The 18,139-nt window shown below is 67.8% G+C and carries 18 protein-coding genes; 9 read left to right on the forward strand and 9 right to left on the reverse strand.

The features are described 5' to 3' along the window. Window positions 1-13: 13 nt before the first annotated feature. The 6 genes from OHT21_RS21430 to OHT21_RS21455 all read right to left on the reverse strand — a co-directional run bounded on the left by OHT21_RS21430 (window position 14) and on the right by OHT21_RS21455 (window position 5,252). A complete protein-coding gene (locus OHT21_RS21430; RefSeq protein WP_328769976.1) occupies window positions 14-322 on the reverse strand; it encodes a hypothetical protein in 309 nt (102 codons plus the stop codon). Window positions 323-725: 403 nt separating this feature from the next. Then, on the reverse strand, window positions 726-1,262 hold the full coding sequence (locus tag OHT21_RS21435) for a YbjN domain-containing protein (RefSeq protein WP_165341484.1): 537 nt from the start codon (window positions 1,260-1,262) through the stop codon (window positions 726-728). Between the two features lie 166 nt (window positions 1,263-1,428). Beyond that, window positions 1,429-1,749 (reverse strand): type II toxin-antitoxin system PemK/MazF family toxin, encoded by a 321-nt coding sequence (locus OHT21_RS21440; protein ID WP_328769977.1) that lies wholly within the window; start codon window positions 1,747-1,749, stop codon window positions 1,429-1,431. Next, window positions 1,746-1,970, reverse strand: coding sequence for a hypothetical protein (locus tag OHT21_RS21445; RefSeq protein WP_328769978.1), 225 nt, complete (start codon window positions 1,968-1,970; stop codon window positions 1,746-1,748). Before OHT21_RS21445 ends, OHT21_RS21440 begins: the two co-directional genes overlap by 4 nt. Before the next feature lie 32 nt (window positions 1,971-2,002). Continuing rightward, window positions 2,003-4,615 (reverse strand): ATP-dependent chaperone ClpB, encoded by a 2,613-nt coding sequence (gene clpB / locus OHT21_RS21450; protein ID WP_328769979.1) that lies wholly within the window; start codon window positions 4,613-4,615, stop codon window positions 2,003-2,005. Window positions 4,616-4,916: 301 nt separating this feature from the next. Then, window positions 4,917-5,252, reverse strand: coding sequence for a hypothetical protein (locus OHT21_RS21455; RefSeq protein ID WP_119101612.1), 336 nt, complete (start codon window positions 5,250-5,252; stop codon window positions 4,917-4,919). Window positions 5,253-5,577: 325 nt separating this feature from the next. Here OHT21_RS21455 and OHT21_RS21460 point away from each other — a divergent pair, with 325 nt between their 5' ends. From OHT21_RS21460 to OHT21_RS21470, 3 genes are read left to right on the forward strand one after another with little or no spacing between them, the layout of a single operon-like run. Then, window positions 5,578-6,561, forward strand: coding sequence for a helix-turn-helix transcriptional regulator (locus OHT21_RS21460; RefSeq protein WP_328769980.1), 984 nt, complete (start codon window positions 5,578-5,580; stop codon window positions 6,559-6,561). A 23-nt stretch (window positions 6,562-6,584) separates the two neighbouring features. Then, a complete protein-coding gene (locus tag OHT21_RS21465; protein ID WP_328769981.1) occupies window positions 6,585-7,565 on the forward strand; it encodes a helix-turn-helix transcriptional regulator in 981 nt (326 codons plus the stop codon). Further along, a complete protein-coding gene (locus tag OHT21_RS21470; RefSeq protein WP_328769982.1) occupies window positions 7,562-8,554 on the forward strand; it encodes a helix-turn-helix transcriptional regulator in 993 nt (330 codons plus the stop codon). Before OHT21_RS21465 ends, OHT21_RS21470 begins: the two co-directional genes overlap by 4 nt. Here OHT21_RS21470 and OHT21_RS21475 read toward each other — a convergent pair. Continuing rightward, complete coding sequence (locus tag OHT21_RS21475) at window positions 8,508-9,551, reverse strand: helix-turn-helix transcriptional regulator (protein ID WP_328769983.1); 1,044 nt, start codon at window positions 9,549-9,551, stop codon at window positions 8,508-8,510. The two genes, OHT21_RS21470 and OHT21_RS21475, sit on opposite strands and share 47 nt — an antisense overlap. A 795-nt stretch (window positions 9,552-10,346) precedes the next feature. On the opposite strand from OHT21_RS21475, the gene OHT21_RS21480 reads away from it, so the two are divergent. From OHT21_RS21480 to OHT21_RS21490, 3 genes are all read left to right on the forward strand, one after another. After that, complete coding sequence (locus OHT21_RS21480; protein WP_328769984.1) at window positions 10,347-10,820, forward strand: hypothetical protein; 474 nt, start codon at window positions 10,347-10,349, stop codon at window positions 10,818-10,820. A 248-nt stretch (window positions 10,821-11,068) separates the two neighbouring features. Then, entirely contained in the window at window positions 11,069-11,353 is a 285-nt protein-coding gene (locus OHT21_RS21485; RefSeq protein ID WP_328769985.1) for a hypothetical protein, read from the forward strand. Window positions 11,354-11,620: 267 nt separating this feature from the next. Further along, the gene (locus OHT21_RS21490) at window positions 11,621-12,241 is read left to right on the forward strand and encodes a hypothetical protein (RefSeq protein WP_443050410.1); all 621 of its coding nucleotides are present in this window, start codon (window positions 11,621-11,623) and stop codon (window positions 12,239-12,241) included. A 109-nt stretch (window positions 12,242-12,350) separates the two neighbouring features. On the opposite strand, the gene OHT21_RS21495 is transcribed toward OHT21_RS21490, so the two are convergent. After that, window positions 12,351-12,929, reverse strand: a complete 579-nt coding sequence (locus OHT21_RS21495; RefSeq protein ID WP_328769986.1) for a DUF3887 domain-containing protein — start codon at window positions 12,927-12,929, stop codon at window positions 12,351-12,353. A gap of 113 nt (window positions 12,930-13,042) precedes the next feature. Next, entirely contained in the window at window positions 13,043-14,500 is a 1,458-nt protein-coding gene (locus OHT21_RS21500; RefSeq protein ID WP_328774175.1) for an AAA family ATPase, read from the reverse strand. Window positions 14,501-14,733: 233 nt separating this feature from the next. Here OHT21_RS21500 and OHT21_RS21505 point away from each other — a divergent pair, with 233 nt between their 5' ends. Genes OHT21_RS21505 through OHT21_RS21515 form a run of 3 tightly spaced genes read left to right on the forward strand, consistent with a single transcriptional unit; the run spans window position 14,734 to window position 18,117 of the window. Next, the gene (locus OHT21_RS21505) at window positions 14,734-16,278 is read left to right on the forward strand and encodes a circularly permuted type 2 ATP-grasp protein (RefSeq protein WP_328769987.1); all 1,545 of its coding nucleotides are present in this window, start codon (window positions 14,734-14,736) and stop codon (window positions 16,276-16,278) included. Between the two features lie 56 nt (window positions 16,279-16,334). Next, window positions 16,335-17,267, forward strand: a complete 933-nt coding sequence (locus OHT21_RS21510) for an alpha-E domain-containing protein (protein ID WP_328769988.1) — start codon at window positions 16,335-16,337, stop codon at window positions 17,265-17,267. Window positions 17,268-17,274: 7 nt separating this feature from the next. Then, complete coding sequence (locus OHT21_RS21515) at window positions 17,275-18,117, forward strand: transglutaminase family protein (RefSeq protein ID WP_328769989.1); 843 nt, start codon at window positions 17,275-17,277, stop codon at window positions 18,115-18,117. Window positions 18,118-18,139 lie beyond the last annotated feature (22 nt).

Raw genomic sequence — 18,139 nt, forward strand, 5'->3', positions numbered from 1 at the left:
CACGGGCCGGTGCTCATGACCCGACGGAGGTTTCCCCGCCGGTCCTCCTGCTCGGCCACCGGGCCGACCGACCCCGCGCAACCCGCGCCGCCGCGAGCGCCCGACCGCGGTAGCCGCGCAACTGGCTCCGGGACAGCCTGGCCCGCTGCCCGCCGCCCGCGATCAGGGCGTTGACCGACACCATCGGGTCGCCTCCGACCGTCCGCGCCACCAAGGCCCCGACCACCAGCGGGACCAGCACCACCGAGAGGGCCGAACCGGTGGCGGTGACCGTGGCGGTGGCTTTCCGGAGGGGGCGTGTGCGTGTGCTGTCCGTGGTCATGCCGACAGTGCACCAGCCGCCCCGGATCCGGGGATACCGGGCAACGTACTCAGTCGCTGCAGCCGGGATACTCAGGTCACGGGGCGCGCAGGGCGAGCGTGAGTTCGCCGATGACGCGGCCGTCGAGCACGCGTGTAGTCGATGGCTGAAGGCGGCTACGGAGCGGCTGCTCAAGCTACGGCAGTAGTCCGGCGGGGCGCGACCAGCGCCCGAAGGGGCGCGGGGCTGTATCAATTTGCGGCTCGGCCGCGTGGGCGCGACCAGCCCCAGCGGAGTGGTTGCTGCTGTGAGAGCCCTGCCACGACGGCGAGAGCCCGGCCCGGGTCCGCGACCTACTCTGGTCGCGCCCCCTGACCGGGCTCTCGTACGCGTACGGGGCGAGGCCCCTGGAAACCTGCGGACGCTACTCCGCGTCGTCGTCGGGCTTCTCGGCGTCGTTGACCTCCTGCTCGAGGCCGAGCTGCTCGACGAGCCACTTGTCGAACTCGATGGCGGCCCGCACCCAGCTGACCGTCGAGGACACGAAGTGCTCCAGGCTGACACCGGTACCGATCAGCATCTGCGCCTCGCCGATGAGGCGGACGGTGCCGTCGTCGTGCGTGTGGCTGTAGACCTTGGGCCACAGCGTGCGCCGGTTCCAGTCATCGATCGACTCGAGGAGCTGGGGCTTCTCGTCGATCTTGTGCGGGCGGTCGTAGAACGTCCGCACCGAGAAGACCTGCTGGTCTCCCTCGCCACGGAACATGAAGTACGTACGGAACTGCTCCCACGGCGCCGCGAGGTCACCCTCGTCGTCGACGACGTACTTCAGCTCCATCTGGTCCAGGAGCTGCTTCACGAGGTCCTGATCCGGGACGACGGGGCCCGCTGGTCCGCCGCTCTGCGGCTCTGGCTCGGGCTGGCCCCCGAAGTTCGGAATCGAGGACGGGTCGATGGACATACTTGGACACTCCTGTGCTCGTCTGGCTCGTCCGGCCATAGCTGAGACCAGACGTACACCGCCACCCTCTCTCTCTTGCCCCATGACCGGCAACCGCCCCAGGGAAAGGCCTCCCGAATGTGGCCGAATGAGCCCTGGTCCTGCGGTCTGCTCCTGCGATCTGCGCTCAGAACAGGCCGAGCTTGAGCATGAGGGCTTGGTCGACGTCCATCAGCTCGTCGGCATCGAGAGAGGCATTGAAGTGGCCGAGTCGCTCGGGCGTGACCGAGTGGATCTGGTCGGTCAGGACGCGTGTCGACTTCCCGTCGAGTTCGATCTCCGGGCGGTACCCAGCAGGGCCGGCACTCGCCGACGTGAGCGCGACCGTGACCGTGCTCGTTGAGAAGCGGTCGGACTGGATGACGACCGCGCAACGCCGCCCCTGCTGCTCGTGGCCGCGCGCATCGGGCGCGGCCTTGATCTCGTAGATCGCCCCCCGGAAGGTCACTCGGCGACACCCATGTACCGCTGAATGGCGAGCATCTCCGCCTGGTCGTCCGGGTCGTTGGCAAGGCGCTCGGCGTCAGCCTTCGCCTGCACGATCAGTTTCGCCCTGTACGCGCGCAGAAGCGCATGCCGCACGGCCTCCCTACGGGAGCCGTACTCCTCCACCAGTGCGCTCAGCGCTGTCTCCATGGCCTCGTCCGTGCGGACGTTCAGAGTGCCCATGGAGACAGCGTATTGCGCCGTATTACGCCGTATTACAACGTCTTGCCCGTCACCGGCCCCACGATCAGGCCATCCCCGAACGAGTCCACCCGTACCGTGTCGCCGTCCTTGATCTCCCCCGCGAGGATCTCCTTGGCCAGGCGGTCGCCGATGGCGGTCTGGACGAGGCGGCGGAGGGGGCGGGCACCGTAGGCCGGGTCCATGCCCTCGTCCGCGAGCCACGTCAGGGCCTCGTCGGTGACCTCCAGGGTGAGGCGGCGTTCGGCGAGGCGCTTGGTGAGGCGGTCGATCTGGAGCCTGGCGATGCGTTCCAGTTCGGGCTTCGTCAGGGCCGAGAAGACGACCAGGTCGTCCAGGCGGTTCAGGAACTCCGGCTTGAAGGAGGCGCGGACCACCTCGAGGACCTGCTCCTTCTTCTCCGCCTCGCTGGTGATGGGGTCGACCAGGAACTGGCTGCCCAGGTTCGAGGTGAGGATCAGGATCGTGTTGCGGAAGTCGACCGTGCGGCCCTGTCCGTCCGTGAGGCGTCCGTCGTCCAGCACCTGGAGCAGGATGTCGAAGACCTCCGCGTGCGCCTTCTCGACCTCGTCGAGGAGCACGACGCTGTACGGGCGACGGCGCACCGCCTCCGTCAGCTGGCCGCCCTCCTCGTAGCCGACATAGCCGGGCGGGGCGCCGACCAGCCGCGCCACGCTGTGCTTCTCGCTGTACTCCGACATGTCGATCCGGACCATCGCCCGCTCGTCGTCGAAGAGGAAGTCCGCGAGCGCCTTGGCCAGTTCGGTCTTGCCGACACCCGTCGGGCCGAGGAAGAGGAAGGATCCGGTGGGGCGGTCGGGGTCCGAGATACCCGCACGCGTGCGGCGTACGGCATCCGAGACGGCCCGTACGGCCTCGGTCTGGCCGATCAGCCGACGCCCCAACTCCTCCTCCATACGCAGCAGTTTCTGCGTCTCGCCCTCCAGGAGCCGCCCGGCGGGGATGCCGGTCCACGCGGCGACGACATCCGCGATGTCGTCCGCGCCGACCTCCTCCTTGACCATCGTGTCGGACTTGGACCCCGACTTGGACGCCTCCTCCTCTTCCTCGGAGGCGGCCTCCAAGTCCCGTTCCACGGCCGGGATCTCGCCGTACAGCAGCTTGGACGCGGTGTCGAAGTCGCCGTCGCGCTGGGCGCGTTCGGCCTGCCCGCGCAGTTCGTCGAGCTTCTCCTTCAGCTCACCGACCCGGTTCAGGGACTGCTTCTCCTTCTCCCAGCGGGCGGTGAGGCCGCGCAGCTCCTCCTCCTTGTCGGCGAGGTCACGGCGCAGCTTCTCCAGGCGTTCGCGGGAGGCGGGGTCGGTCTCCTTGCTGAGGGCGAGTTCCTCCATCCGCAACCGGTCGACGGCGCGCTGGAGTTCGTCGATCTCGACGGGGGACGAGTCGATCTCCATACGAAGCCGGGAGGCGGCCTCGTCGACCAGGTCGATGGCCTTGTCGGGCAGGAAGCGTGAGGTGATGTACCGGTCGGAGAGCGTGGCCGCGGCGACCAGCGCGCTGTCCGCGATCACCACCTTGTGATGGGCCTCGTACCGCCCCTTGAGCCCGCGCAGGATCGCGATCGAGTCCTCGACGGTCGGCTCGGCGACCAGCACCTGCTGGAAGCGCCGCTCCAGCGCCGCGTCCTTCTCGATGCGCTCGCGGTACTCGTCGAGGGTCGTGGCGCCGACCATGCGCAGCTCACCGCGCGCGAGCATGGGCTTGAGCATGTTGCCCGCGTCCATCGCCGAGTCACCGCCGGCGCCCGCGCCCACGACGGTGTGCAGCTCGTCGATGAACGTGATGATCTGCCCGTCGGAGTCCTTGATCTCCGCGAGCACGGTCTTCAGCCGCTCCTCGAACTCACCGCGGTACTTGGCGCCCGCCACCATCGCGCCCAGGTCGAGCGCCACGAGCCGCTTGTTCCTGAGGGACTCGGGCACGTCACCTTTGACGATGCGCTGGGCGAGTCCCTCGACGACGGCGGTCTTGCCGACGCCGGGCTCGCCGATGAGGACGGGGTTGTTCTTCGTACGTCGGGACAGCACCTGTACGACGCGCCGGATCTCCTGGTCCCGCCCGATGACGGGGTCGAGCTTGCCCTCACGCGCGGCGGCCGTGAAGTCGGTCCCGAACTTCTCGAGTGCCTTGTACTGGCCCTCGGGATCCGGTGTGGTCACGCGACGCCCTCCCCTCGTCTTCTGGAAGGCCTCCAGCAGCTTCTTCGCACTGGCGCCCTGCTGGGAGAGTACGTCCCCGGTCTGGCCCCCCTTCGCGGCGATGCCGATGAGCAGGTGCTCCGTGGAGAGGTACTCGTCGCCCAGCTCCTTGGCCCGCTCCGTGGCATCGGCGATCACGGCAAGCAGCTCACGGTTGGGCTGCGGAGGCGCGACGGTCGAGCCGGTCACGCTGGGCAGCGCGCTCAGTACGCGCTCGGCGCCGTTCCGTACGGCCGCCTGGTCCGCCTCCACCGCGGCCAGCAGGTCGGTGATGTTCTCGTTCTCCTGCCCCTCGAGCAGCGCCAGCAGCAAGTGCGCGGGGGTGAGATCCGGGTGCCCCTCGGACACGGCCCGATTGCTGGCCGCGTTGATCGCGTCCCGGCTCCTGTTGGTCAGCTCGGCGTCCACGTCCGCTGTCTCCTCCTTGCGTCAGCCGTCGTCAGGCGTGGTTCTGTCATCACTCAACGCTGACTTCAGCAACGTACATAAAGTTGAGTCTATTCCACTCAAGGAGGCGACGGAGGCCGGTCAAGGAGGCCGCTGCACGTGCAGACGAAAATCGACGGAATCCAGCCGCGCTTGACAGCGCCCGAACCACCGCATACCCGGAGATTCCGCACAAACGACAGCGGCGTCACCGTGTTCAGGTCACGGTGACGCCGCTGCGGGGGGAAGCACCTGAGCGATCTACTACGACGGGGGAATCGCGTCAGGCACTGCGGGGGGTGGCTGAGATGGTTCGTACGTCCGGGGCTTCCGGCTCGACCAGCCGGTGGTCGCGCTGGTCGAGGTTCACAAAGATCATTCCGTACCGAATGGCACACCGCACGGGTTGCGGCGCTCCACGCGGGCGCCGCAGACACCGGTACGCCCGCACGTCGTCGTCCTCGTCCCGGGTGACGACGACCGGCTCTCCGAAGACGGTCACCATCAGCGAGTCGCCGCTGTGGGGGATGGCGGTGACCAGGTCGATGAAGTGCCAGCCGGAGCGGTAGGCCGTGGCCATTTCCCGGCGGAAGGAGCGGTCGTCTGGAGGAGTCGTCATATCAAGACCAAATGCTGTCGTCCGTGCCGTCATGACCACCCTCGCCGACGGACTCCGCTGTCACCGCACTGAGTGACCAGATACTGTCAGCCGGCGCGTCACCCTTCGCCTGCGAGAGGCCGCTCAGCGTTCCGACGGCCACAACGGCGGAGAAGGCGGCGACAAGCACCGAGCGAAGCATTCTCTTACGCATAGTCGGCTTCGTCCTCACTTGAAGGTCCCCTCGTTCCCCCGTCCGATAAGACGATGGCTCATTCAGGCACGTCATGGCCACACACACAGTGCATCATGTTCCTGCACGTTCAGGACCCTGGGGGGTGGAGATTTGACAACAAATCAGGCCAAAGTGACACATCCCCACGCCATCACTGAACTGTGCGCCGAGGGCGGACACCTGTATGCGAACGCTCTGCGCACAGGACGTATCGCCCGCGCGGATGTGGAGGCCGCTCCTTGCCTCATGGAGTTCGCCCTCCTGCACCCGGATCCCGACGACGCCAACTGGCTGCGCCCCGTGCCCCCCTCGATCGCTTTGGCCCAGCGGCTCAATCCGATCGAGCACGAGATCTCCGAACGCAGGCGCACGTCGATCGAGCTGGCCGAAGTCTTCGAACCGTTCATGGCTCTCAGCGCACAGGACTCGGCCCCCACCCACTCGATCACGGTGCTCGAGGGTCTCGACCGCATCAACGCGGCCCTCGACCTGGCCACGACCCAGTGCCAGAACGAGATGCTCACGGTCCAGCCGAGCGCCCGCCACCCCGAACGCAGGGTCATCGAAGGGTTGGAGCGCGACAAGACCCTGATCGAACGCGGGGTGCGGATTCGGACCCTTTACCAGCACACGGCCAGGTACAGTCCCGAGCGGCTCGCCTACGTGGATCGTTTCGCCAGTGGTAAGGCGGAGTACCGCACCATCGACGAGCTGGTCGAGCGCCTCATCATCTGCGATGAGACCGTTGCCTTCATCCCCATCCGTGACGACCGCCAAGTCGCCCTGGAGCTCCGGCATCCGGGTCTCGTCAACTACCTGGTCAAGGTCTTCGAGTTCATGTGGGGCCGTGCGGTGCCGCTGAGCGCCAACGCTCCCTACGAAACCGCACCCGACGGCATCACCGACATCCAGCACTCCATCGCGAAGCTCCTCGTGGAGGGCTACGTCGACGAGGCCATAGCCCGCCGCCTCGGCATGAACGTACGTACCTGCCGAGCCCACATAGCCAAGCTGGCGTCATCGCTCGGCAGCGGTAGCCGTGCCCAACTCGGCTTCCTCATAGCGCAGTCGGGGATCCTGGACCAGGATCACTGAACGCCGAGGGAGGAGAGCCACAGGTGACCACAGGGCCGCACGGGCACAGAGCCGACGAGCCGTGCGAGGCAGGCCTGGAGCTGTATGCCCGCGCGTTACGCGAGGGCGGTGTCCACCATCAGGAGGCGGACCCTGTCCCCTGCCTGATCGATTCCTGCCTGCTTCAGCCGGACCTCGAGGACATGCACTGGCTGCGTCCCGTCGCCCCCGCCATAGCCCTCCCCCGGCTCCTGCACACCTCCGCCGAGGACATCGCGCGTCAGCGACAGAGCGAGGCACGCCTGGCCGAAGCGTTCGCGCCGCTCATGCGGATCGACGGCCGTCATACGGCAGCAGCCGACACCTCAATGATCAGCATCCACAGTGACAAACAGCGGATCAACCTGGCCATCACGCAGGCCATGGCTGATGCGAACGAGGAACTCCTCGCCATCCAGCCCCACATCGGCCAGCCCTCCAACACCCTGGCCGCCCTGGACCGTGACCAGGCACTGCTGGACCGGGGCGCCCGGATCCTCACCCTCTACCAGCACACCGCCCGCCACTGGCCCCCGGTGATCGCCCGCTACGAACTGATCAAGGGCGACGTCGAAGCGCGCACACTCGACGAACTCACCCAGCGGCTGCTCATCATCGACCGCACCGTGGCGTTCATCCCGGCGAACAAGGACCGCACGCTCGCTCTGGAAGTCCGCAACCCGGCCCTGATCACCTTCTTCGTCACCACCTTCGAACGCCTGTGGCGCCTGGGCACACCCATGTACCCCGAAGCGGTCCAGCGCCCGTCCCTCAACGGCATCACCCCCCGCCAGCGCGCCATCGCAAGCCTCCTCATTGAAGGCCACACAGACGCAGCGATCGCCGAACGCCTCGGCCTGAACGTCCGCACCGCCCGCGTCCACATCGCCAAACTCGCCGAAACCCTCGGCAGCGAAAGCCGCGCCCAACTCGGCTACCTCATCGCAGAATCAGGAATCCTCAAGCAGGAGGGAGCAGCGGAGTGACCACAGCGCCGCACCCGGCCCACGGCGTGGACGAACTGTGCGCGGCGGGATCAAAGCTGTACGAACGGGCTCTGCGCGAGGGGCGCGTACGCTGCGCGGACGCCGACGAAGTCCCCTGTCTCGTCGACTTCGGACTGCTGCACCCAGCTGTCAGGGATCTAGGCTGGTTGGAACCCGTCGCACCAGTCGTTGCCCTACACCGGTTACTGCGGACCTCCGAGGAACGCATCGCGGATGAACGAAGGCGCGAGGCCCGGCTGGCCACGGTGTTCGAGCCGCTCATGCGGATCGACGGCCGTCATACGGCAGTGGCCCCGACGATCAACATCCTCAACGGCAGACAGCGGATCAATCTGGCCATCACCGAGGCCATGGCCAACGCCGACGAGGAACTCCTTGCCATTCAGCCCCGCAGCAATTACGGCGGTCAGCGCGGCGGAATGCCCCGGTCCGACGTCATGGATCGAGACCAGGCCCTGCTCGACCGCGGCGGCCGCATACGCACCCTTTACCAGCACACGACGCGCTACCTGCCCTTCATCCTCGCCCGCTACGAACAGCTGAGGGGCGACGCAGAGGCCCGTACGCTCGATGAGGTCACCGACCGCCTCATCGTCGTCGACCGCGCGGTCGCCTTCATCCCTGCGAACGAGGACGGCACCCTTGCCCTGGAAGTCAGCCACCCCGCGCTCGTCGCGTACTTTGCCACCACCTTCGACCGCCTCTGGCGCCTGGCCACCCCCATGTACCCCGAAGCTGTCCAGCGCCCGTCACTTAACGGCATCACCGCCCGCCAACGTGCCATCGCAAGCCTCCTCATCGAAGGCCACACAGACGCAGCGATAGCCGCACGTCTCGGCCTGAACGTCCGCACCGCCCGAGTCCACATAGCCAAACTCGCCGCCGCTCTCGGCAGCGAAAGCCGCGCCCAACTCGGCTACCTCATCGGCCAGTCGGGAATTCTGGAGCAGCCGGCCCAGGAGCGGTGAGAGGCTCAAGCTCCGGGGAGCGCGGCGGGCCGTCGAGGCCCGCCTGGGCGATGCGGACCCCCAGTTGCGTACGGCTGGCGGCCCCCAGCGTCTCCGACAGCCGGGCGATGTGGGCCCGGCACGTACGGACGCTGATACCCAGTCGCTCCGCGACCACCGCGTCCTGGTGGCCCTCTGCCAGCAGCGCCGCGATGGAACGTTCGCGGTGGGTGATGCCCTCGATGCCGGTGTCCGGGAGGGGCGCGGTGAGGGGGATCGCGAGGCGCCAGAGCCGTTCGAAGACGGTGATCAGGTAGTCGACCAGCGCAGGGTGGCGCAGCTCCAGGGCGATCGTGCGGTCGGGGCTGGCGGGGATCAGGGCGACCGTCCGGTCGAAGACGATGAGCCGCTCGGGTACCTCGTCGAGGGTGCGGGCCTCGGCCGCGTCGCCCATCAGCTCCATGTAGTTGAGCAGGCCTTGCCCATGCCGGGCGACGTGCGTGTACAGGTCGCGCATCCGTACGCCCCGCCGGCGGAGCGCGAGTGCCCGGTGCAGCCCTTCGGAGAGCTCGTCCTCGCGGCGGATGCCGCCGGGCTGGACGGCCAGCACCTCGGACGTGCATGCCTCGGTCGCCGCGTCCATGGCGGCACGGATCCGGGGCAGTCCGTCGAGCACCCGGATCGCCACGCCCTCGGCGGGCGAACGCGCGTCGCCGCCCAGGGAGGCGTACCACTCGAAGGCGGACACGGTCGCACCCATGCGCGCCTGCGCCGCCACGACGTCCTCGTGCATCTCCCGCAGCAGCCGCGTCATGACTTCCTGCGGCGAGGTCGGCACCAGGTACCGCATGTCGTCGGGGTCGGGATGCAACAGCGCGAGCTCGACCAGACACGGCACGGCGTCGGCGTCCTCACGGGACACCCGGCCGCGCCGTACCGCCCGGGAGTACACCCGGTCCCCCGCGTCACACAGACGGTCAGCACCGTGCGGATGCGCCTGCGTCCCGTGCCCGGCCATCTCCCCAACCCCCGGTTCAAGCCTCTTCGGAGCGCCACTATGCGCGGCTGACCCGGCCTCCGCAACACGGCTCGACCTCATCTGCACCCTTTATCGACGCATTGGATCCGTATTTGTCCACCCCTCCGGATGGTCGGTTGCAACAAGCTGACGGCGGGAGCCCGCACGCACCCCAGCCCACGATCGAACGCCTTCCTCCCGAATCCGCCAGGCACCCAGAGGAACCTTGGCCGAATACCGATCGTTGGGGCGCCTCGCACATTGGCCACGCACCGGCCATGGTCTGGATTCCAATTGTTCCCACGCATCCACGTGAACTGCCGCCCACAAGTGATCACCTAGACAATAAGTGGGTCTGACCTGTGAGATCAGGGTTACCCAAGCTGTACACCCGCCTCAACTCACGGCCCTTTCCGTAGCACCGAGGTGGCACACAAGAGACGCAGGCCCAACTACTCCCTACCTGCGAATCCATGCATTACAGGCCACATCACGATGACCGATATAGCCCTATTCAACCGATAATCGAAGTATGCACCCCCTCCTCACGCAACAAGATGAGGGTGTATCCGAATAAGCGCCAGTGCAATTGTCGGCGCGCACGAAAACACGACCAAGCCTGCGGCCAGGTAAACCCTGAAAGACAGCTTTCCTCTAGGGCTTGCAATTCCCCCCATCGTCGATTTGCCATTTCCCCAATCGCTGGGGCCGCACGCCACGCTAAACAACCGACTGACGTGACCGTGCCCTGAGTGCATTCAACCCGCGCAGCGCGTCTAAACAAAGGAGAGATATGTGATCAGGAAAGCCATGACAGCGGCCACGATCGCCGTGTCGATCGTCATGATGGGTGCTGGTTCGGCCAGCGCGAACCCTGATGGCCCTGCGGCCAACCTCCACGACATGGCGGCCTGCAGCAATTGGTACAACTCAAAGTTCAAGTTCCACATCTGGTACAACTCGGGCCAAAGCGGTTCGTACCGAAATATCGGATACAGCGTGTACGACTTCAACGCCTTGAGACCGGGAGACGGGGCTGCCTACCCACTCCGGTTCTGCACCAAGAACGGCGCCAGCGCCCCTTGGCCCGGATCAGGACTGAAGATCAAGAACAACGCGGCCTCTGGCGAGAACTCGCACTACAAGTACATGGCAGAAGTCTGCTTCAACAGCGGGTACAAGGGCGTCCGAGACAAGATGGCCCCATACCAGCACATCAGCCAGTTCCGTTACGTCTACAACGAGAACGCCTCGTTCCGGTGGGTATAGAGACGCGGGCTTCATCCAATCGAGGGGGAACATCAGTGAATTCCAGAAGAGCGGCAATGCGGGTGGGAATTCCGCTCCTCACTGCCGGGGCTGTGTGCACCGTCGCGGTGATCAGTTCATCATCCGAACCAGACAGCCGAAAAGACCGCACCGTGCCGGCGACCGCCGCCAAGCAGCCTCAGGCTCCGCATGCGCCTGCAGCAGACCCCAAAGACCCGGCGACGTGGCGACTTCCCATCGCGGAGTACATGCCCACCACAGCCCAGACGCGGATGGTCGCCGGGCTCCGGGACGATCTCATCGACGCGTGTATGAAGGACGCGGGGTTCGGTCAATGGACCCCTGCCCCAGGTCTTCCCAGCATCGGCGGCAAGACGCTGACCGACTGGCGCTACGGCATCCATGACGCCACCCTGGCCGCCAAGGTATGCAGAGAAGCGCCGTGCCAGCCCACGGCAGCCGATCTGCTTGCCTGCACGCAGACAGCCCTGAATCTGCGCACGCATCCGCGGCATCGCTGGTGCCAGAACTGACCGCGCCCCGCCCTCCAGCCGACCGCCGCAGCACCTTCCCCTACGGAGCTGCGGCGGTCTCTTGCGCGCTGCCCGAATCCACCGACTCGAAGGGGAGTTCTCCCGTTGAGAGTGCTCAGACCCGTCCGCTCAGGGATCGCCGGCCTCGCGGCCACCGCAGTCCTCACCGGACTCATACAGGCCGTCGCTGTCGCCGACGAACCCGACTCCCAACCCGCCAGGCAACGAACAGAGAAATCGGCGACCACAGCACCGGACCCTGCGGCAGTGCCCGCAGGACAGCGGTCCCGGCTGCTCGGCAAGGACTGGCGCGCGTCAGAGGACCGCGCATGGACGACCAGCTCCGACGCGCAGGGCTTCCACATCCTCACGGCCGACAAGAACGATGGCTACGACTGGAAGACCGCCGCATCGCTCTCCGAGCCGGGCTTCGACGCGGACGCGTGGATCGGCAACGCCTGCGTCACCGCCTCCGGTAAACACGCCGTCGCCGTCTACGCACCCCGCACCTTCACCAACAAACCCGAGCTGATGACGAGAGGTGCCTTCACCGCGGTCGTCGAGTTGACCACTGGCAAAGTGACCAAACTGCCGGTGCAGTCATCCCTCGCGTACTTCTCGCCCGGCTGCGGGCAAGGTGAGACGGCGGTGGTGTCGCAGTTCACCGACGACAACGCGAAGCAGAGCAGAACCCGCCTGGTCACCGTCGACGCCCGGGCGGGCAAGGCCAGCAAGCCGCTCGCCGCCGCCCCCGACGGAACGATCCGCCTCCGCGAGAGCGACGACCCCCGCACCGCACTCACCACTGCCCCGCAGGGCCTCGCCACTCTGCTCGGCCACCTCCGGCGAAGCGCCAGCCATGATGGACGCGTGGGACGAGGGGGTTGAACGGCCGGGTGAGGTCAGGACCGCCTACGCGCCCCTCCTGGCGGCCCGGTGGCCCTCAACCGACCGACGAGTGCGAGCTGTTGCCGAAAGTCAACGGTTTGCGTATCGGTCAGGGAATTTCGGGAGTGAGGATGAACAGACCGCTGACCTGACCTTCCTTGTTGAAGGTGGCGCGGCCTTTCATCTGGCCGGCTTCGAATTCCAGCGGGATGTCCACGACCGTGTGGTCGCCCAGTTGCCGGACCAAGGGCTTGTCCATCCGTTCATAAGTCCCGACCATGCCGATGATCTCGGCCCAGGCGGCGGCTATCTGGTCGGGCGGAAGCTGCGCGGTCATCGTCGGGTCGAAGTGAGCGACGATCTCGTCGTGTCGTCCTTCGATCCAGTTGACGAACAGGTCGGTCGCGCGGTTCGCGGCATCCGGAAGTGCGGCGTTGCTCATGGGTTCTCCTGTCCGCGGGTCGAGGGGGCGTCCAAAGCGCTGGAACGCGGCCTGCCGTCTGACACCGAGCAGGTCACCGATCTCCTGCCAGGTGCGCCCGGCGGCACGGGCTCGCTCGACACTCACGCGCAACGCGGTGTCTGACATTGCAGCCAGGTCACGCGCGATCTTCACGCTGGTCAGCTCGGCGGGCACTGCGTCGTTGCGCTCGGTGGCGTCGGCGAGCAGGCGGGCGAGCGCCGCCATCTTGGCTGCTAGTTCGGCGAGTTCACTTCGTGGACTGCTCACGCTTGTAAAGGTTCCCTTGACGCCGATGGCGTATCAAGGGAACCTTTACAAGATCTGCCGATGGTCGCGCCTCACTCCCCCCGGTACAGCCGCTCGAGGTCGATCAGCTGGATGGACGGATCGGCAGCAGCGGCAGTCCGGAGGCCATCCGTGAACCCTGCGCCGCTGAAGCACAGCAGCCGCGTACCGGAGCCGTCCGTGCCCGAGCGCTTGCGCAGCAGCTCGCGGATACGGCCCAGTCGGTCGAGGTGCCCCGTGCCCATGGTCTCGTTCCACTTGGCCTCGCCGATCGCCAGCAGGACCTCGCGGCCGTCGTCCGTGCGGCCGAAGACCGCCAGGTCGACCTCTTGGCTGGTCTTCGCCGCGGGGTCCGCGACTGTGCCGGACTCGACGCGGGTGCGCTGGCCGCCCAGGGTGTCGGCGGAGGCGTACCAACGGGCCCAGGTGCGGCAGATCTGTTCGAAGTGCGGGCCGACGACCTTGCTGCGGAAGGTGGATTGGGACCGCTTCCAGACGGCCGGGGCCTGTCCCGACCGCTCCAGGTCGCTCCACTCCGGGCGCATCACGGCGTAGTAGAAGGTGAGGATGGGCTCGGCGATCCGGTAGGCGGAACGTTTGCCGTGGAAGGCGTCCGGATCGCGCGTGATCATGCCGGTGTCCTCGAGAACGGTCAGCGCGTGGCCGAGGTCGGTGGACTTGCGTTCCAGGAAGCTCGCGATGCCGCCTCGGGTGTGGTTACCCTGGGCGATGGCAGCGAGGACGCCGTGATAGAGCGCAGTGTCGCGCAGGTCCGGCTCCTCGGCGAGGAGGAAGCGTGCTTCGCGGAAGAGGGGGCGACCTGGATTGAGGACGTTGCGCAGTATCCAGGGGCCGAAGTCGTCGAGGTCGGCAGGGGTGTCGCCGAGCACGAACTCACGGCCGTAGGCGGGGGTGCCGCCCACCACGGAGTTGAGCACGAGAGCCAGGCGGGGGTCCTCGACGCCCCAGAACCGGGCAGCGGATCTGTAGTCGAGCGTCGGCACGACCAGCTCCAGGCTCGCCCGGCCGCGCAGCGGCGCCGTACCGGAGAGCAGGTTGCCCATGAAGGACAGCGCCGATCCGCACAGCAGCAGCCGGACAGGCCCGCCCTCCCGGCGCCCCTGCGGTCCGAGTGCGCGCTGGAGCAGGGACGGCAGCTCGGGCGAGGCCTTGACCAGGAACGGGAACTCGTCGAGTACGACGGTCAGTGGTCCGGTCTCCGGCGTCGCGAGCCGCATCATCGCCTCGACGGCCTCGTCCCAGTGCGCGAAACGGTACGGCGTCCGCCGCCCCTTGAACCGGGCCATCGCCGCGCCGAACTGCCGTAGCGATTCGGCCTCGGTGGCCTCACTGGCCGCGAAGAAGAACCCACCGTTCGCCCGGCACACCGCGTCCAGCAGGAAGGTCTTGCCTTGCCGCCGCCGTCCGGACACCACGCCCAATGTGGCCTCGGGACCTTGGTAACCCGCGTAACGCACGAGCTCGGCCCACTCGAAGTCGCGGTCGAACATGGTCTCGGGCTTCTCGGGTTTCTCGGGCTTGGGAATCACGGGGCCTCCGGTGTGCCGCTTCCTGCTGCCAGATCCAAGCAGCTTCAATGACCAGGGCATCTATTATAGGCGTGCTTATCATTGCTCCTGGGCGCCCCATCGGCGCAGCTGACGCCCCACCCCCGATCACCCCCGTGAACTGCCCGAAATCCCCCAGTGACCAGGGCGTTACCTACCACACCTACCGTCAGGCCATGGCGGACATATTTGACGCGTACGCGTTGGCCGACGCATGGGACGAGATGTTTGAGCGGCCGGGTGAGGTCAGGGCCGCCTATGAGCCGGTGCTGGCGGCGCTTCAACCGATGGAATCGGCCGAACTCCGGTTCAAGGCCGATCAGATGGCGCGCGCGTTCACGGATCGCGGCGTGACCTACGCCTTCGCGGGCGAGGAGAGACCCTGGCCGCTGGACCTCGTGCCGCGGGTCCTGGACGCGCTCGAGTGGGATCTGATCCAGCGCGGGGTCGCCCAGCGGGTCAGGGCGCTCGAGGCCTATCTCGCCGACGCGTACGGGCCGTGCCGGGCCTTCGAGGACGGGGTCGTCCCCTGGCGGCTGCTCCTCAACTCCGGGCACTTCCACCGGGCCGCGCACGGTGTGGAGCCGCCGGGCGGGGTGCGCATCCATGTCGCCGGCATCGATCTCGTACGCGACGAGGCGGGCGACTTCCGGGTCCTGGAGGACAACGTACGGGTGCCGTCGGGGGTCTCGTACGTCATCGAGAACCGGCGGGCGATGACCCGGATCTTCCCCTCCCTCTTCGCCGAACAGCAGGTGTGCCCGGTCGACGGCTACGGGCAGCGGCTGTACGCGGCGCTGCGCGCGGCCGCGCCCGACGGGGTCGGCGACCCGCGCGTCGTCGTCCTCACCCCCGGCCCGAGCAACGCCGCCTACTTCGAACACGCCCTCCTCGCCCGGCTGATGGGCGTGCAACTCGTCGAGGGCCACGACCTCGTCTGCCGCGGGAACCGCGTCTGGATGCGGACGACGCGCGGCGAGATGCCGGTTCATGTCGTATACCGGCGGCTCGACGACGACTTCCTCGACCCGCTCCACTTCCGCCCCGACTCCGTCATCGGCTGCCCCGGCATCATGAGCGCCGCCCAAGCGGGGAACGTCACACTCGCGAACGCCGTCGGCAACGGCATCGCGGACGACAAGCTGCTGTATACGTACGTCCCCGACCTCATCCGGTACTACCTCGCCGAGGAACCTGTCATCCCCAATGTCGAATCGTTTCGCCCCGAGGAGCCAGGGCAGTTGGAGGCCGTCCTCGACCAGCTCCACCAACTGGTGGTGAAGCCCGTCGACGGGGCGGGCGGGCAGGGCATCGTCATCGGTCCCCACGCGGACAAGGCCACGCTGGATCGCGTACGCAAAGAGGTCATCGCCGATCCGCGCGGCTGGATCGCTCAGCGTCCCGTCGCCCTGTCCACCTCGCCGACCCTCGCGGGCGAGCGGATGGCGCCGCGCCACATCGATCTGCGGCCGTTCGCCGTGAACGACGGCAGCGACGTGTGGGTGCTGCCCGGCGGGCTCACCCGGGTGGCGCTCCAGGAGGGCAACCTCATCGTCAACTCCAGCCAGGGCGGCGGCTCCAAGGACACCTGGGTGCTCGCGGAGGGTCCGGCCGGCGGGCCGCTTCCGGAGGAGCCCGGCGCCGTACCGGACGTCGCCCCGCGCCAGCTCGGCCCCGACGGGGAACGCCTCGTCCCGCAGGAAGGGGCGCAACAGCAGTGACGACCTCGCACCGGACACCCCCGGACGGCGCGAACACTGATCGAGGAGGTTCGGCCGTGAATGACGTGATCCTCTCCCGCATCGCCGAAGCACTGACCTGGACGGGCCGGTACGTCGAGCGGGCGGACGCCACCGGCCGCATCCTCGACGCGTATCTGCACCGGCTGCTTGAGGACCCCTGGCGGGACGAGGACGTGGCCTGCCGCTCGCTGTATGCGATCCTCGGCGTCGACGCGGGGGACACGCGCGTCGACATGCAGCAGGTCCTTGACCAGCTGGCCTTCGACGCCCGTTCCACCTGCTCGATCGAGGGTGCGCTGGGCGCGGCCCGCCTCAATGCCCGCAGCGCCCGCGAGGCCGTCTCCTCCGAGATGTGGGAGTGCCTCAACTCCACCTGGCACGCCCTCGCCGACCAGCGCATGGCAGCCCGCCGCACCGGCCCGTACGCCTATCTGGAACTCGTACGCCGCCGGGCCGCCCTCTTCTTCGGCCTGGCCGACTCGACGATGAGCCGCGACGACAGCTGGCGTTTCGTGGTGCTCGGCCGGAGCCTGGAGCGGGTGGACATGACCGTACGGTTGCTGTCCGTACGCGTGCTGGACGCTCCCCACGCGCCGGACTGGCCGACGCTGCTGAGTGCGAGCGGGGCGGACGAGGCGTACGCGCGCGTGTACGGCGGCTTCGGGGACACCGCCCGCGTGGCCGAATTCCTCATCATGGACCGGGAGTTCCCGCGTTCGGTACTGCACGCCCTGACCACGGCGGAGGAGTGTCTGGCGGCGCTGGGGCGTCCGCGCCAGGATCCGGCGCGGCGGCCGATCGGCCGGATGCGTACGCGGCTCGAGTACCAGGACTCGACCGCTCTCGAAGACGTACTCCCGTCCCTGCTGAGGGAGTTGCAGACGTCCTGCATGGCTTCCGCCGAGGCCGTCGCGGAGAAGTTCTTCCCGTACCAGGGGCCCGTCGAGTGGGCCCAGGAAGGAGCGTGAGCACGCCATGACGCGCAGACTCCGCATCCGGCACACCACGAAGGTGTCGTACGCCCAGGCCGCGGTCTCCTCCCACAACGAGGTCCGCATGACGCCGCTGACGCTCCCGACCCAGACCACGCTGGACGCCCGCGTGCTGGTGAACCCGTCCACGCCGACCTGGTCGTACTGGGACTACTGGGGCACCCAGGTCACCGGCTTCGACCTGATGGAACCGCACGCGGACCTGACGATCACGGCGGTGAGCCTGGTGGAGACGGCCCCGCCGAGCGGGCTGTCGGCGGCGCCGACCTGGGCGGAGGTGGCCGAACTGGTCGCGAAGTCCCGCCTGTTGGAGTACGCGGCGCCGACCTCCCGTACGACCATGCCCGACGCACTCGTCGAGCGGGCCCGTGCCGCCGCGGCCGGCCTGGATCCGCATGAGACGGCGGTGGCGGTGTCGTCCATGGTCGCCGACCACGTCAGGTACATCCCGGGCTCCACCGGGGTGAACACCGCCGCCGCGGAGGCCTGGGAGCAGGGCGCGGGCGTCTGCCAGGACATCGCGCACCTGACGGCGGGGCTGCTGCGTGCGCTCGGCCTGCCGACCCGCTATGTCTCCGGCTACCTGCACCCCGAGCGCGACGCTGAACTGCACCGCCCCGTCGAAGGCCAGAGCCACGCCTGGGTCGAGTACTGGGCGGGCGACTGGACCGGCTACGACCCCACCAACCGCGTCCGCGTCGACGAGTCCCATGTGGTCGTGGGCCGGGGCCGCGACTACGACGACGTGACGCCGCACAAGGGGGTGTACCGGGGAGTGGCCGGTGGGCCACCGGAGGTGACGGTGGAGTTCACGCGGGTGGCGTAGGAGGGGCGGGCGGGCGGATCCT

The sequence above is a fragment of the Streptomyces sp. NBC_00286 genome, assembly GCF_036173125.1.
In the GTDB taxonomy this organism is placed as follows: Bacteria; Actinomycetota; Actinomycetes; order Streptomycetales; family Streptomycetaceae; genus Streptomyces.

Bases quoted from the DNA above. Each gene is read 5' to 3' on its own strand.
- OHT21_RS21430 (WP_328769976.1), bottom strand. From the start codon at position 322: ATGACCACGGACAGCACACGCACACGCCCCCTCCGGAAAGCCACCGCC.
- OHT21_RS21435 (WP_165341484.1), bottom strand. From the start codon at position 1,262: ATGTCCATCGACCCGTCCTCGATTCCGAACTTCGGGGGCCAGCCCGAG.
- OHT21_RS21445 (WP_328769978.1), bottom strand. From the start codon at position 1,970: ATGGGCACTCTGAACGTCCGCACGGACGAGGCCATGGAGACAGCGCTG.
- OHT21_RS21455 (WP_119101612.1), bottom strand. From the start codon at position 5,252: ATGACGACTCCTCCAGACGACCGCTCCTTCCGCCGGGAAATGGCCACG.
- OHT21_RS21475 (WP_328769983.1), bottom strand. From the start codon at position 9,551: ATGGCCGGGCACGGGACGCAGGCGCATCCGCACGGTGCTGACCGTCTG.
- OHT21_RS21485 (WP_328769985.1), top strand. From the start codon at position 11,069: ATGCCCACCACAGCCCAGACGCGGATGGTCGCCGGGCTCCGGGACGAT.
- OHT21_RS21495 (WP_328769986.1), bottom strand. From the start codon at position 12,929: ATGGCGGCGCTCGCCCGCCTGCTCGCCGACGCCACCGAGCGCAACGAC.
- OHT21_RS21500 (WP_328774175.1), bottom strand. From the start codon at position 14,500: ATGTTCGACCGCGACTTCGAGTGGGCCGAGCTCGTGCGTTACGCGGGT.
- OHT21_RS21505 (WP_328769987.1), top strand. From the start codon at position 14,734: ATGGCGGACATATTTGACGCGTACGCGTTGGCCGACGCATGGGACGAG.
- OHT21_RS21515 (WP_328769989.1), top strand. From the start codon at position 17,275: ATGACGCGCAGACTCCGCATCCGGCACACCACGAAGGTGTCGTACGCC.